Raw genomic sequence first — 14518 nt, 5'->3', positions numbered from 1 at the left:
AATTGTCGTATATCCAGTAAATGCATGACTGTAATCATGGTTGCACTATTAATAAGCCCTTTTTTTATTAACCGCCGTAATTCTTGTCGTGCCCCATCCAAAGCCGCCAGGCGTAAATTTCTTTCAAAAATTAACGCCTGGCGGCTGGTTAATTTTTCTTGCTCTTCACCAATACTGGAGGTAATGAAGTAATAAAGTGAAGCGGTCAATGCATTACCTACTTTCGCGCATAAAAGCTGCTCGTGTTCATTGAGTGTTAAGGAGAGTATCTCCATTTTTTTTTCAATCGCTCTAATTCCTGCTTGAGCTGCGGCAATACGCGCAGTATCCTCTTCAGCGGGTAAATCAACAATTAAATTTTTAAGGTAAGGTGTAATAAGTGGCAATAAAATGGCGCTTAAGAGTAAAGAACAAAGCACAACCCCTACGACTAAGGTAATCAACAATTTCCTCTCAAGGAATGGTGTTCCATCAGGCATCCACATGGGCAAGGATAAAATGGCTGCCAAAGCAATTGTGCCACGAACCCCTCCAAAAGCAATGGCGGTAATAATTTTCAGATTAGGCATTTTCCATTTTTTGTTTTTGTGATGGGCAATCAAAACTTCAAAAGGCAAGGTTAGATAAATCCAAATCATGCGTAGCATTGTTAATGACAAGGTGATCACGAGAATAATTTCAAAATAAGTCCATAGGCTAATTCCCGTTTCATTAATTAGGTGAATGAAATGAGGCAAATACAGACCTAATAAAATAAAAACGATTCCATTTAATATCGTTTCCATCATTTGCCATACGAAATGGCCTTCAATACGCATCGTTACCATGGTTTTCTCAAGAAAACCTGCTCGGTCAATAGTAAAGCCAGCCGTCACAGCAGCAACAATTCCTGAACAACCAAAATATTCCGCCGTAAGGTAGGCGGCATAGGGTAATAATATCAGCAATAAATTTTCTGTTGTGGTTTCTCCTATATTGACACGGCTTATTTGGCCCAATGCCATAATAAACAAATAGGTAAGTAATCCACCAATAAACACGCCTCCAAAACCAACAATAATAAGGCTGCCACTCGCACTTGCAACAGAGAAATAACCAGTGAGCAGGGCTGTCACGGAAAATTTAAATGCTACTAATCCTGAGGCATCATTTAAAAGAGCCTCACCTTGTAAAATATGTGTAAGGCGCAAAGGAAATTTTGATTTGGCGGTCAGCGACTTTAATGACACAGCATCTGTAGGGGCTAGTGCTGCTGCTAAAGCAAAACAGGCTGCAAGGGGAATGGTGGGGCATAACCAGTTTAGTAAATAGCCAATGCCAATAACGGTAAAGAAAACAAGCCCGATGGCAAGCATAATAATAGCTCTTGAATTCGCTACAAACTCTCGTTTAGGAAAATGCCAGCTATCGCTAAACAACAATGGGGGAATAAACAGCAATAGGAATAATTCGGGATTAAAATTGATATTAAAACCTGGAACAACCAATCCTGCAATTGCTCCTAAACTAATTTGCACTAGAGGAGAGGACAATGATTTTACTAAACGAGCAATAATTCCTGAGCTTACTAAAAGTAATAATAAAAACAAACAAAAATACATATTCGCCATCTTAAATCCTTTTAATTCCTGTCCTTATATGGACAGATTAAAATGTATTGGCTACTGATGTAAATACAATAAAGCCTATTATTTCTAAAGATGATCCAAGGGCAGGGCTGTTGTTTCACTAATTGTTCTTAATATAAAACTAGAATGAACACTGCCAACCCCATTAATACAGGTTAATTTACCTAATAAAAAGGATTGGTACGCATTTAAATCAGGCACAATAACTTTTAACAAATAATCTGCGGCTTGGCTGGTAACTAAATAGCATTGGATTACTTCTGGAAGAAAACGAACGGTTTCTTCAAATTGACTCATGATTCCCGGTTGATGGCTATTTAATCCTACCGACACGAGTACCGTTAATCCCAATCCTAGTTTTTCTGGCGCGAGCAGAGCCACCTGTTTTTTTATATAACCATTGTTTACCAATAGATTGACGCGACGTAGGCATGATGATGGTGAAAGTGCAACTAAATCGGCTAGCTCTTGGTTGCTTATTTGACTATTTTCTTGTAAAAACTCGAGTATTTTTTTATCAGTGCGATCTAAAATCATATTCTTTCCTAATTTTATAAATATCACAATTAATTTATAAAATAGCATTTTATTTTAAAAAAATAATTAAAAATGGATTTTTTATTCAAAATTAATTGTTTTATATCAATTTTTGCAAAAAAATTTCATGCAAAGTAAGTTAGAATGGCGTATGAGCATGATTTGATCATCGTGTGTTTATTCGCTGCTTATTTTGAGGGAAATTATGTCTGCTTCACGAGTTATTGCCTGGTTTGTATGGATCAATGTTTCTATCTTTTATGCATACCAATATGTATTAAGAGTAATGCCCAGTATTATGTTTAATGATATTACGTTGCAATTTCACATTGATGCGACAGTATTTGGGCAATTTTCAGGTATTTATTACATTGGCTATTCGTTAATGCATTTGCCTATTGGCATCATGCTGGATCGATTTGGCCCAAGAAAAGTAATGACAGGATGTATTTTATTAACCGTTATGGGATTGTTTCCCCTTGTTTTTGCTGAACATTGGATATACCCATTAATTGGCAGGGCATTGATTGGTATTGGCTCGTCTGCAGCAATTTTGGGAGTATTTAAAATAATACGCATGACATTTAAGGAGCAGCATTTTCCGCGAATGCTTAGTCTTTCAGTAATGATTGGGCTTATTGGTGCCGTTTATGGTGGTGGGCCAGTGAGTTATATGTGTCATGCTTTAGGTTATCAAGTAGTGGTGGAGATTTTTATTGCTTTAGGCGTGTTGCTTGCTGGCATTACCTATCTTATTGTTCCAGAAGCAAAGCCTGTTATTGCGCAGGATACGACGGTTATGGGCAATATAAAGACGGTGTTCACGCACAGTAAAGTGATGATGATGTGTTGTTTTGCTGGATTGATGCTTGGGCCATTGGAAGGTTTTTCTGATGTATGGGGGCCTGTATTTTTAAAGCAGGTTTATGGTTTAAATACCACAACAGCAAACTATCTTCCTTCCATGATCTACATCGGTATGTGTTTCGGATCTCCTCTTTTAAGTTTGATTGCTGAAAAAACAGGGTATTATCTGGGAACCATCATTGCCGCTGGTGCGCTAATGTGTTTTATTTTTATTGCGCTTGTTGCTGGTGTATTAACAGTACCAGGTATCACGTTAAGTTTTATTTTGGTTGGTGTTTGTTGTGCCTATCAGATTTTGGCTATTTACAAGGTATCTACTTATGTACCGGAACATCTTGCTGGGTTAGCTACGGCCATTGCTAATATGATCATCATGATTTTTGGTTATGGTTTTCACTCCGCGATTGGTTTTATGGTAAATGCTTATGGTGGTATTAATGTATCTCAAGCTTTTGTTTATGGGATTGGTGTGATTCCGCTGACATTGGCGGCGGGTATTATGGGCTTTCTTGTTCTGGCTTATCAGGAGAAACGTGCAAAAACAACGGGTGTTCCTTTTATTTTGGCTGAATTATGAAAAAAGTAATAACAATAAATTTGATATATACTTTAACAATAAGCGTCATCTAAGGATAGAAATGGTTAATATTAGGATTTTATTCGTTCTAATTTTCAATGTGTTTGCTGTTTATGCATTTGCTATGCCGGATGCCAAAACATGCAAACCGCAATTAATTAAACCAATTGCTAATTGGGCGATCATTGCTGATAATGACGTTAATATTCCTGCCAGCGATGCATTTTCGGGTAATAATATCACCTATTCAGTGGAAGCGTATTCTCACAATAAAGCTAATAAAATTACTATTGACGCAAAGAGTGGCGCACTAATCATTAGAGCGGGTGGTAAAGACAATTTTGATGTAATTGTTAGTGCTTCTAATGAATGTGGCTCGACTTCTACTAAGTTTAATGTGCAAGTTGATGAAGAAAAATTATAAATAAACCAATTAAAAAGGACTCTTTGATGCGTTTAAATGATTTAATCATGGCAATTTTAATGTTCATTTTGCTTTTAGTAGTTAATGAATATATTCCCTTGGAAGGTCTTATTAATTTACTATTAAATTGTTTTATTATTGTGCTTATTGTTATTTATATAATGCAATTTTTAGGTGTCATCAAATCAATACTTCCTTCGCCTAAACTTTTTAAGTAAATCCTTGGGGTTGTTTACATTTCGCTAGATTGAGCCAAAATGAGTTGGTTTTTGAGCATCAATACGGAGCACACAGAAAATCGACTCATTTTGAGAAATGTCAACAGCCACTAATCTATATGAAATCAATTTAATGAAGTTTAGGTCTTGAAGAAAAAATTAAGACTTGAGTTTAGACAAGCCCATCGCAGCACTTTATTCAAACAATGTAAGGTCGTTAATTTTTGGTCATAATTTATACATCATATAAATCGTCATCTATACTTGGAACTAGGATCTTTCATCACCAATTAATTTGGGATGGGTAGCGGACGATTTGAGGAAAAAAATATGATGCAAACTACAGAGGTAATTTGGCAGAACGGCGAGTTTATTCCTTGGGCAGATGCAAAAACACACGTATTATCACATACACTACATTATGGCGGCGGTGCTTTTGAAGGGATTCGATTTTACAAAACTCGGCAAGGTCCTGCAATTTTTCGCTTGGCTGATCACATCGATCGCCTTTTTTATTCGACACAGACATTAAAAATGCCTCTTACTTATTCTAAAGAAGAAATTATTGCAGCAATTAAGGATGTAGTTTCCATCAACAAACTTGAGTCTGGCTACATTCGTCCCTTGGCATTTTATAGCTATGGAAAAATGGGCGTGAATCCTGTAGGAAATCCGGTTAGTTTTGTGATTGCCTGTTGGCCTTGGGATGCTTATTTCGCACATGACAGTATTGATATTAAAACAAGCAGTTACATCCGTATTCATCCGGATTCAACTGTAGTTGATGCCAAGCTTTGTGGTCATTATGTGAATAGCATTTTAGCCGCATTGGAATTACAAGGAACTCATTATCATGAAGCCATATTCTTAGATAGTCAGGGACATATTACCGAAGGCGTGGGTGAAAATTTTTTTATGGTAAAGGATGGGGTAGTCTATACCCCTAATTTAGGCGGGATACTTTCGGGCATTACTCGAAATACGGTAATAAATTTAGCTCGCGGCTTAGGGCTTAGCATCATTGAAACCAATATTTCCCTTTATGATACGTATCAAGCCGATGAAGCCTTTTTTACGGGTACCGCCGCAGAAGTAACCGCTATACGCTCGATTAATGATAAAAAAATAGGGAGCAATGGGATTGGCGCAATTACGTCCATCATAAAAAATGCTTATTTAGAGCTTGTTCATGGCAACAATAGTGAGTTTATGGCGTATTTAACTTATGTCTAAAAATATTATTTCAGCCCGGGTGCCGCATAGCGAAATCCGGGAGTTAGGAACTATAAATATTCAAATATAGTATATACTTAACTAAACTTTGTCATAAAAAGATGCCATCAAATTAAGCTGTATCAAGTAAAATTACAGGTGTAATACTCGGGATATCGTTCCGGATCATCAGGGAATATTTGTCCTGCTTTAAACTGTTCTTCAAAAGTAGGTATTGGTAACTCACCTGGTTTAGCCTGAAATAAATGAGGTCTAAATAAAGCTTCTCTCTCTTTTTCTTTATAAATGTCAGTTAGTATTTTGGCATCTTCATATACGCTTGTATAAAGCGACTTAATAAATTGTTGCAATTCTTCTTTTTCCGACGTTGAAAGTGTATCTCTTTCAAATATCGTATATATGTTACTAACAAAGGAATAATAATGAGACGATAATTTACATATAATACCAGCAGCTTTTTCTCTGCTCATTACAGAGGGATGCGTTACCTGTCTTTTTAGATCGGCCAATAGAGGCACACTTGTCTCTTTCCATCGTTTTTCAAAACCATTAATTAACTCGCTAAATCGTGACATATGTGTTCTTTATAATTGTTATAAGTTTAATAATAATGCATGAAATGTAAATTAATGGCAATCTTAATAAAATTTGATTTTAATTTAGAGCGATGTTCCTGGTAAAAAAAAACACAAAACAGATGCATGTGAATAATTTTTCAGAAATGTTTTAAATTTGAACTATACTTTTTACACTCATAATATTTTTTTTATGAATGTGAATTAGTTTGAGTACAACAGGATTTCTATGCATGAAAATTTATTTGAATGTAATACAGTAACTCTAAATTATATGGAGTATCCTAATCAAAACCCCGCTATTTTATTGCTTCACGGAGCTACTAGCCACTGGCAATCATTTCTGCCTGTTATTCCTGAGTTAACCCAACATTTTCATGTTTATGCGCTCGATTTTCGCGGTCATGGTCAATCGCAACGAATGGAGGGAGCGTACACACTTTCGGATTATTTAAATGATGCTTATGTTTTCATAAAAGAGTGTATTAAAGAACATGTGATTGTTATGGGGCATTCTCTAGGGGGAATGATAGGAATTATGTTGGCAGCTAATTACCCTGAGCTAGTGAATAATCTAATTCTTATTGATACACCACTCACTTTAAGACCATTGCAGCGCCTCGCTTCAGCGCAAGTAGAACAGGCTAATTTGTTGATTCAAAGTTTGAGATTCAGCCAGTTTTTTCCTGGATTACCTATTCCTGAAGGATTAAGACAATGTGATCCTGAAATGCTATTCGCCATGATTAATCAATTTGATAAGACATTTGGGCAATATAAGGAACATGAATTATTTCCAAAAGTAACTTGCCCTGTTTTATTAATACGTGGTGGCTTAGAACGTGGTAGTTTAATTAGCGATTCTGATTTGGATGGCGCATTAAAATTATTGCCCGATCTATCGCATGTTCAATTACCGCATGTTGGACATTCTCCCATTCGGCAAGATAAAGAGGCCGTTCTAAATGTGCTTGAGAATTTTTTAAATTACAAAAAATAGATCAGGTACGATCTAATCTTGGGTTTTAAGCCATAGCTTTTAAGAAAAAAAGCCTATTGATACATTCCAAACTGCTTGGGCTAAGGAGGCATTTATGCCTCCTTAGCCCAAGCGGAGTGGGGTAAGGTTTTATTTGACCTATCTTATTCTGGTTGATAAATTTACGGTTTATGCGTGTTCGTTTTATCGTTACATAAGGCTTCCCAGACTGTATCATTAACATTGTTAATACCCTCTTTTAAGCCTAATAAATCCGCTAATTTCATTCTATTAATTTCTGTGATTTGCATAGCGGGTATTTTAATTTCTTCTTCTTTATTGATTGGTTTTGCTTTTATAGCAATGTGCTGTATTTTAAAGCATCCATTTTCATCTAATTTTTGTAAAGCATTTTTAAATTGTTGTATTTTTACTTTAGCCTGTGCATCAGGATGATTTTTTGTACTTTCGCGAACAGTTATCATCGAATTTTGTTGAATATCCACTCGATAATAAGGCGTACATTCTGTAAATTCTAACAATTTTGTAATTAGCGTAGCAGCATACCCTAAATGTTTTTTATTATTTATAGCTTTACTATCAAATCGCATTCGCATAATTAATCCTTTCAAATAAATTTTTATGTGTTTATATTATATAGCATATGGTCATTATTTATTTAACTTTCTATTCAAAACTTAAGCAAATAAGGGATCTTTCTCATTAATGGCATCCGACATGGTCAAAAATTGTTCTATAATTATTTTATCGCGTTACCTTTTATTAAGCTTGATGTAAATGGCCAAATTAATCGAAGTATCAGATATTAGAGACTTGAAGGAGTTAAAAACTTTAGTAGAGCACTACAACGCGATTGGTGATGATAATAATAGTGATATTAAAAAATTATTTACTCTACAAAGAATTAATTATTTCATTCAAAAAAATCTGGACAATGATGCTGTTGTTACTTGGCGTAATCAACTAGGTGAATCAGGTTTAGAACGACATTTGCAACACTATGGTATCCACCGTGATAGTTCACAACTATTGCAAAGTGTGGAGTTTGCTAATGCAGTACGCCATTTTACACTTAATGCACCGCCCTTAGAAAGGACAACACAAAGTTCATTTTATAGTGCAATGAAGAAGCGGAATGATTTATTTACACAAGATCCCACGCCTGAGGCACTCAAAAATTACGTAAAATACAATACTGTGATCACTTCTCACTATGAGTTTAATGAAGGATTTCAAGAGAAAGTACAACGCCATAAACATTTTTTAGCACTGAGTTATGCCAAAATAGACGCTATTCAAGGGGTTGTGAAGCAAAACTTTGATGAGTACCAGACTCGAGTTTTAGGAAGCTCTACTGGAAATAATAAAAATTTTATTTTTAACGTTGATGGTGAAACAGAAAAACTAGTTATTCGTGTTGAAGATCGCCATGATTTAGGGGACGAATTAGCATTACAAACAGAGAGCGTCAGCGAATATTTTTCTGAAGATTATGCAACGCTGATGCTGCCTTTTTCTGAAGAAGGGGAAATAAATTATCAGCCAGTTGTTATTAGTGAGTTTGCTAAGAAAGGGGATTTAAGGAGCTACGCTGAGAGCTTTTCTGGGCAAAAACCTGAGCGGATTGCCAATGAAGCAGAATATATTTTCGGAAAGTTAAGTGATTTTAGTATTAAATTAATGGATTCTGGTCATTACCATCCCGACATTAAACTCACTAATTTTTTAACTGATGGCGAGCGGGTTATTTTAAGTGATAGAAAAACATTAACGAATATTAAAAATCCTAGAGTAACGGAAATTTCCAGTAGTCCAATGTATGGCGCACCAGAATATCAACAATGCGTTGGTAATGGGACACTCAACTATAAAGCGTTCCACACTACATTAGATATGCCATCTTATATGTCCTATCAAGTAGGTATGGCATTAAAAGAATTTATGTTTGTATCAGGGGTCGTTCCGCTTAGTAGTACGGATGAGGATGAAACTACCCAGCAATTTCTTGATTGGAACTCTATTACCCAAAATATGAAATCCCCTCCTAATGATGTGAGAAATATATCTGTATTAATTCAGGAACTAACGCGTACCAAGCCTACAGAAAGACTCCCGCTGCAACATTTTCAGTCATTATTAACCAAAATATCATTACCACAAGAACAATTTCTCGATGAGCTGAATAAACGCTCTCCTTCAGAAAAATTAAGTAATCATCAAGATATTGAATTAATTAAAGAATTTTTAAATGCAGATGAATTAACTCCTGAACTCGAAAAGAAACTAGAGGCATTACAAGATATAGACAACACGCTCCAAGATCCACGGCTTAATCTCAGTGCTTTGTTGCAAGGAAAACCGCTCCAACGCATTAACCAATATATCAAAGAAGTAAATAACGCCAAGATAGATGAATTATTACTGAAAAAAGATTTAGAACGTGCAGGTTGGGGATCGCGGTTTCTTCACCGGTTAACGGGAGGCCGATATAGTGTTCCCAGGGCCGCGACACTCACTGATATAAAAGATGATTTGCCGAAAATGGATAACCTTACTGCAACCTGTGTTGACTTATATCTGGAGCATGGTGGAGTACTTTCAGGTATGAAACCAAGTCAAAGAAACTTGCTGCAACAGCTGTCCCAACTGAGCAGTAGAGATGAGCCTGATATGGTTGCGGATAAAGATGTAGCTAAGTATACGGAGAATAGAACTGTATTTGAGAAAGAAACCGTTGTTCCGGCACAACAAATATCTAAAAAAGCATCTCCTTTATCTGAGACGAATGAATACAACACGATGGTTACTCATGAAGAAGCTGATACGAGTACGGTTGTAGTCAAACCTATCCTAAGTGCGGAGTAAGGCGTGATGACTACAGTACCGTTGTGACTCATGATGAAGTTGATACTGGTACGGTTGTAATTGCAAAGAGCAACAATAACCAGAGTGTGGTAGACAAATCTGCTGCGCCTCATAAGGATTTTATGAAACAATCAAGTTCAATTACTGATATTCTTAGTACGATATCACGAGGAAATGCTGCGAAAGAGGCGGTGCTAAAGAGTCAGTTAATGGACATGAAAAAATCCGCTCAATCAGAATCTTCTGAACTTGATTCGGATACGCAAAGTATAGCCAAACCCTAAGCTGTTAGCCATCGATCCTCACAGCAGCTTGTCCGCAGAATCATCGAGATGGTAAATTAAAAACAAAGTTTTGTTTATTAATTAAGGCTCCCAGATAATATCCAGGAGCCTTTTTTTTATTGAGTAATTGGTTGTATCCCTGATGCATCAAGTGTTGATTTTGCATATTGTGCAATCAGTTGATGAACTGCTGTGGTTGGATGAACATGATCCCAGAATAAATAACCTGGGCAAGATGCGGCTTCTGCTGTTAATCTAGGCGCTAATTTGCTTTTGTACCCGACGGCTAGGGCTTCTTTCAGTTCAGGGTTTGCAAGAATTGCCTGTTTGGTTTTCTCATCTAAAGCGAGATTATTTTGTTTTGCCTGTTGTGTTAAATAGAGGTTTAACTGAGCTTGATTCTCGGCTGCACGAGCTTCAGTACTGCTAACGTAACCTCCATCGTAACAGGGCTCAGTTGTATTACTCAATTCAAATTGTTGTGGGTCAGCTACTAGTTGTTTGAAAACCGTATTAACATCAAAATAAACAAAGCTTACATTAGGATATTGTTCTTTTAGGCTATTGTACTTATCCACTAATTTTTGATTATGTTTGGCGCTTAATTCCGACAAGAGCGCTTGATTGTTTGCTTTTTTCGCCCCAGGTGTAACGCCCATATCCGGTATGTTGACGATGAGGAACATCACGGCACCGTGACTAATAAGCGCTTCAATATTGTTACCAATAGCATCAACAACAGAGCTGGTGATTTCTTCCACATTAGTTGGGCCATTCAGGTAGTTATTGGCGCCAATCCAAACGACAAAAAGGCTTTTATTCTTGTTGTTGTAATTATGTAAATAGAGATAATCACTTACTTCAGCATCTAATGTATAGGGTAAATTTTCCTTGTAAGAAAGAACTGCCCCGGCGCCACCAACGGCATAATCTTGAAAATTTTCCGTCTTGCCATTGGGAAAATAAGTCTGATATAGATTTTCAATCCATACAGGCCCATTACTAAAATGTCCTTCATAATAGGGCGGTGATTTGGGAATGATATGACTTAGATAATTATATAAATTTCCATTATCGGACAAACTGTCACCTAGAGTCACGATGGTATCAAATTTATAACTATAGGAGTTTAATGAAAAAAGAAAAAGAGAAGCAATCAGGGTTATTTTTTTAAACATACGGTACTTCCTATTGAAGTTAGGACAGATTCCATAATAACAATGATTTATTAGCACAATATTAAGTCAAAAATTATCGGCTAAAAGTTATATGGACTTTAGCCCGTTTTAGCAAGCAACCTGATTACTGGCCTCGGTTTTCAGCCTTCCTTGGCACGCAATAATGGGATGTTTTTATACTTTATTCATAAGCTAAAATACAAAATAGGATGTCCAATGAAAGCGCCAATGAGTGATTTGGTTAAACAAATTTTAAAAAAACCAAGTCAAAGACAAGAATTACTTAAGGGATTGAATTCCTTGCATAAAAATTCCCAACAAGTGGATCTCAATATAGGCAATAAATCCTATAAGCTTAAGTTCGTAAATAAAGACTCTTTGAATGAGTAAATATGAATATTCCTTTGCAGGCATTATTAATTATCCTAATGTTATTGCCTGGATTTATGTCAACCGGGGGATTACCCTATACTTGAAGTTATAAATAATTTGATGAACAATGAATCTGGATTTTCATGTTTTTGTCATGAAATTTGATTTAAGCGGACTAAAGAGAGAAAATTCGTCATATATAAACCCTTGCTCTGTCGGTGAGTATAGTTGACTAAGGTTGTAGACTGTGCTGCATTCGCTTTTCCCAGCAAATGTGCTTGCTCAATGAGCTCTTATGCATTCAGCACCGAAGCCGAGCTTTACAATCCAGTCCTGCCTACGTGACTAAAATCTGTATTGGTAGCGAGCGTAGATAACTTCAATCTAAAATAATGGGTTCAATATTAAGTTCTACATCATAATGCTCTTTAATTTGCGATTGAATCAAATCGGCAAACTCTAATAATTCTGATTGATAAGCACCACCATAATTTACCATAACCAATGCATGCTCTTGGTAAATGCCAACATTGCCTTGTCGTAATCCCTTCAGACCCAAACTATCAATCAGCCATCCTGCTGATAATTTGATTTTCTCGGGATCATGTGTGGGGAACACCGGTAAATTAGGGTATTGAATACATAATTTATGCGCTATTTTTTTTGGTACGATAGGATTATGAAAAAAACTACCTGCATTACCTAGCTTGTTAGGGTCAGGTAATTTACTTTGACGAATACTAATGATTATATTACGCAAGTCATACGGTATTGGATTAGTTAAAGATGAAAGTCTTTGTGCTACATCACCGTAATTAGCATTCAGATTAGGCTCCGTTAATAAAGTAAAACTAACGCTAATAACTATAAAACGCGAATTATTTTTTAAAAAACTGTTTCGATAACTAAATTGACATTCGTTGTTGCTAAGAATAACCAGTTTTGCAGTTTGAAGATCATATACCAAAACCTCTTTAATAAAATCTTTAACCTCGACTCCGTACGCACCAATATTTTGAATTGGCGATGCACCCACCGTGCCAGGGATTAAGCTTAAATTTTCCAACCCAAAAGCACCATGAGTATTACAATAAGCCACAAATGCATCCCAGTTCTCGCCAGCCATTGCCGTAACAATCTGTTCTTGGCCAACTTTAGTAATTGTGATACCACGTAACTTATTATGAATAACTAAACCTTGATATCGGGTAGGTATAATTAAATTACTCCCTCCTCCCAAGATAAAGAACTTGGAAAAATTAGAAATAATCTTTCTAATTCCATCTAATTGTTCGACTTGATTTAAGACAACATAATGAGATGCTGTTGATTTTAAGTGCAATGTATTTAAGGGAGTTAAATCAATATCGTTTAGAATGTTTGGCATCGGTTGGTAATCAGTTGTGTATTAATTATTTATTATCACGAATTTTATTTGGAGGCACAATTAGTTTAACTAATAATAAGTTTATTATAAACCTTTTATACCGCGATTCAGGAGATTGCCTTTGTACATGTATGTTTATTTAGACCTACTGTGTGTTTTGGGTCAAAATTTTAGTGGTTTATTAGTGCGGAGCGCTAAGGCTAATCTGAGTTAAGGGTGGGCAGTCGCAAAACCTATTAGAGAAAAGCTAATTATTTTCTCTAGGAGCGTTGTTGACGAGATGGTAAAAAATAATCTTGGTCTTTATCATGCTCCAAACCAGGTTGAACGAAAGAAAAAAGGTGCATTTTCATTTCAAGAGGTAAGCGGTTTAACGGACAAGACTCTTCATTTGCTGGTATGGAGCAAAAAAAGGTCACTCTCGTGTTATGTAGAGAAAGCGCGTGCGCCATAAGCGATTGGAATTCGTTGTTCTCATTTGGGCTCTCATTGATAATCAGAGTTAAGGGATGCTGAAGATTGGTTTTTAATTGTTTTAAAAAAGCAAGGCTTGTCCCTAAAGGTGATGCCTTTAAGCGATTAACTACATCCTTTTTACAGAACTGTCTTAAGGAATCTAAGGTGCGCTTAGAAAATGACTGGCCTGTCAGTAACTCATCCCAAATTAAATCTAACAAAAGCTTGGCCGTGCTATTATTAATCTCAATGAGATTAAGATGATGTGTAGCAGCATTAGAAGAGCCATGTCTTATTGCGTTTTCATAAAGCCTAATTGCTTCAGCAACATTCGCTGTTCCACCTTGGCCGTATTGATGCATCCAGGCGCGATTATTCATAGCGTCAACATCGCCTAATTGAATCGCCTCTTCATAAATCCTAATGGCTTCAGCAACATTCACTGTCCCACCTTGGCCGTGTAGATGCATATAGGCGCGATTATTCATGGCATTAGCGTTGCCTAATTGAATTGCCTCATCAAGAAACTGAATGGCTTTGGGATAGTCAATGTGACAACCAATGCCAAAACAATATAAAAGTCCATACAATACCATGGCATGGCTACATCCTTCCGCGCTTTTTTGCTCACATTGAGCCCTCAGGTTGTGAATGCTTTTTTCTAATAGGTACTCTGGTTGGCTATTTTTTTTAAATTGGGGGGAACAGAAAGTATCTATTAATAAGCTATAATTCGTATAGTTTCCCGCAAAAAGTTGTTGAGAAATAATAGTTATTAATTCCTCATCGCTGTACGCTGATTTATCTAAAGACAAGGTGGCGCGAACATCTGTAGTAAGCATTCTTAATTCTAACTCGTCTAGAAATTAACAATTATACATATATGTAAATATGTTAACTATAATTTTCGAATTGCC

At 36.2% G+C, this 14518-nt stretch carries 15 protein-coding genes; 8 read left to right on the top strand and 7 right to left on the bottom strand.

Features of this window, described 5'->3' with window-relative positions; genetic code table 11:
* Together LDG_RS10145 and LDG_RS10140 are read right to left on the bottom strand one after the other, a co-directional pair.
* On the bottom strand, window positions 1–1610 hold a 1610-nt coding region (locus LDG_RS10145), incomplete at its 3' end, for a Na+/H+ antiporter (RefSeq protein WP_040535342.1).
* A gap of 84 nt (window positions 1611–1694) precedes the next feature.
* Window positions 1695–2165 (bottom strand): Lrp/AsnC family transcriptional regulator, encoded by a 471-nt coding sequence (locus LDG_RS10140; protein ID WP_006871246.1) that lies wholly within the window; start codon window positions 2163–2165, stop codon window positions 1695–1697.
* Between the two features lie 205 nt (window positions 2166–2370).
* Between LDG_RS10140 and LDG_RS10135 the strand changes: the two genes are divergently transcribed.
* From LDG_RS10135 to LDG_RS10120, 4 genes are all read left to right on the top strand, one after another.
* Window positions 2371–3609, top strand: a complete 1239-nt coding sequence (locus tag LDG_RS10135; RefSeq protein ID WP_040535339.1) for an MFS transporter — start codon at window positions 2371–2373, stop codon at window positions 3607–3609.
* Window positions 3566–4033 (top strand): hypothetical protein, encoded by a 468-nt coding sequence (locus LDG_RS10130; protein WP_148263551.1) that lies wholly within the window; start codon window positions 3566–3568, stop codon window positions 4031–4033. Before LDG_RS10135 ends, LDG_RS10130 begins: the two co-directional genes overlap by 44 nt.
* 26 nt (window positions 4034–4059) lie before the next feature.
* A complete protein-coding gene (locus tag LDG_RS20715; protein ID WP_006871243.1) occupies window positions 4060–4251 on the top strand; it encodes a Thivi_2564 family membrane protein in 192 nt (63 codons plus the stop codon).
* A 330-nt stretch (window positions 4252–4581) separates the two neighbouring features.
* Window positions 4582–5484 (top strand): branched-chain amino acid transaminase, encoded by a 903-nt coding sequence (locus tag LDG_RS10120; protein WP_006871242.1) that lies wholly within the window; start codon window positions 4582–4584, stop codon window positions 5482–5484.
* A 122-nt stretch (window positions 5485–5606) separates the two neighbouring features.
* On the opposite strand, the gene LDG_RS10115 is transcribed toward LDG_RS10120, so the two are convergent.
* Window positions 5607–6059, bottom strand: coding sequence for a hypothetical protein (locus tag LDG_RS10115; protein WP_040535338.1), 453 nt, complete (start codon window positions 6057–6059; stop codon window positions 5607–5609).
* A gap of 229 nt (window positions 6060–6288) precedes the next feature.
* On the opposite strand from LDG_RS10115, the gene LDG_RS10110 reads away from it, so the two are divergent.
* Complete coding sequence (locus LDG_RS10110; RefSeq protein ID WP_006871240.1) at window positions 6289–7059, top strand: alpha/beta fold hydrolase; 771 nt, start codon at window positions 6289–6291, stop codon at window positions 7057–7059.
* 161 nt (window positions 7060–7220) lie between these two features.
* Here the strand turns inward: LDG_RS10110 and LDG_RS10105 are convergent, their stop codons facing one another.
* Window positions 7221–7649, bottom strand: a complete 429-nt coding sequence (locus tag LDG_RS10105; protein WP_158307876.1) for a hypothetical protein — start codon at window positions 7647–7649, stop codon at window positions 7221–7223.
* A 187-nt stretch (window positions 7650–7836) separates the two neighbouring features.
* Here LDG_RS10105 and LDG_RS10100 point away from each other — a divergent pair, with 187 nt between their 5' ends.
* Window positions 7837–9924 carry a protein kinase family protein gene (locus LDG_RS10100; protein ID WP_006871238.1) on the top strand — a complete coding sequence of 696 codons (2088 nt, stop codon included), beginning with the start codon at window positions 7837–7839 and terminating at the stop codon, window positions 9922–9924.
* Window positions 9925–10046: 122 nt separating this feature from the next.
* Window positions 10047–10208, top strand: coding sequence for a hypothetical protein (locus LDG_RS19670; RefSeq protein ID WP_158307875.1), 162 nt, complete (start codon window positions 10047–10049; stop codon window positions 10206–10208).
* A gap of 116 nt (window positions 10209–10324) precedes the next feature.
* On the opposite strand, the gene LDG_RS10090 is transcribed toward LDG_RS19670, so the two are convergent.
* Entirely contained in the window at window positions 10325–11386 is a 1062-nt protein-coding gene (locus tag LDG_RS10090) for an SGNH/GDSL hydrolase family protein (RefSeq protein ID WP_006871235.1), read from the bottom strand.
* A 216-nt stretch (window positions 11387–11602) separates the two neighbouring features.
* On the opposite strand from LDG_RS10090, the gene LDG_RS19665 reads away from it, so the two are divergent.
* Complete coding sequence (locus LDG_RS19665) at window positions 11603–11776, top strand: hypothetical protein (RefSeq protein ID WP_006871234.1); 174 nt, start codon at window positions 11603–11605, stop codon at window positions 11774–11776.
* 361 nt (window positions 11777–12137) lie between these two features.
* Here LDG_RS19665 and murB read toward each other — a convergent pair whose 3' ends face one another.
* Both murB and LDG_RS10080 read right to left on the bottom strand, forming a co-directional pair.
* Window positions 12138–13145 (bottom strand): UDP-N-acetylmuramate dehydrogenase, encoded by a 1008-nt coding sequence (murB, locus tag LDG_RS10085; protein ID WP_006871233.1) that lies wholly within the window; start codon window positions 13143–13145, stop codon window positions 12138–12140.
* A 260-nt stretch (window positions 13146–13405) separates the two neighbouring features.
* On the bottom strand, window positions 13406–14443 hold the full coding sequence (locus tag LDG_RS10080; RefSeq protein WP_006871232.1) for a tetratricopeptide repeat protein: 1038 nt from the start codon (window positions 14441–14443) through the stop codon (window positions 13406–13408).
* Window positions 14444–14518: the final 75 nt, after the last annotated feature.

The organism is Legionella drancourtii LLAP12 (genome assembly GCF_000162755.2).
GTDB classification, from domain to species: domain Bacteria; phylum Pseudomonadota; class Gammaproteobacteria; order Legionellales; family Legionellaceae; genus Legionella; species Legionella drancourtii.
This window is presented reverse-complemented; position numbering and strand designations above follow the sequence as displayed.

Coding starts and splice junctions, on each gene's coding strand:
- LDG_RS10080 (WP_006871232.1), bottom strand. CDS start 14,443: ATGCTTACTACAGATGTTCGCGCCACCTTGTCTTTAGATAAATCAGCG.
- LDG_RS10110 (WP_006871240.1), top strand. CDS start 6,289: ATGCATGAAAATTTATTTGAATGTAATACAGTAACTCTAAATTATATG.
- LDG_RS19665 (WP_006871234.1), top strand. CDS start 11,603: ATGAAAGCGCCAATGAGTGATTTGGTTAAACAAATTTTAAAAAAACCA.
- LDG_RS10100 (WP_006871238.1), top strand. CDS start 7,837: ATGGCCAAATTAATCGAAGTATCAGATATTAGAGACTTGAAGGAGTTA.
- LDG_RS19670 (WP_158307875.1), top strand. CDS start 10,047: ATGAAACAATCAAGTTCAATTACTGATATTCTTAGTACGATATCACGA.
- LDG_RS10105 (WP_158307876.1), bottom strand. CDS start 7,649: ATGCGATTTGATAGTAAAGCTATAAATAATAAAAAACATTTAGGGTAT.
- LDG_RS10140 (WP_006871246.1), bottom strand. CDS start 2,165: ATGATTTTAGATCGCACTGATAAAAAAATACTCGAGTTTTTACAAGAA.
- LDG_RS10135 (WP_040535339.1), top strand. CDS start 2,371: ATGTCTGCTTCACGAGTTATTGCCTGGTTTGTATGGATCAATGTTTCT.
- LDG_RS10120 (WP_006871242.1), top strand. CDS start 4,582: ATGATGCAAACTACAGAGGTAATTTGGCAGAACGGCGAGTTTATTCCT.
- LDG_RS10090 (WP_006871235.1), bottom strand. CDS start 11,386: ATGTTTAAAAAAATAACCCTGATTGCTTCTCTTTTTCTTTTTTCATTA.
- murB (WP_006871233.1), bottom strand. CDS start 13,145: ATGCCAAACATTCTAAACGATATTGATTTAACTCCCTTAAATACATTG.
- LDG_RS20715 (WP_006871243.1), top strand. CDS start 4,060: ATGCGTTTAAATGATTTAATCATGGCAATTTTAATGTTCATTTTGCTT.
- LDG_RS10115 (WP_040535338.1), bottom strand. CDS start 6,059: ATGTCACGATTTAGCGAGTTAATTAATGGTTTTGAAAAACGATGGAAA.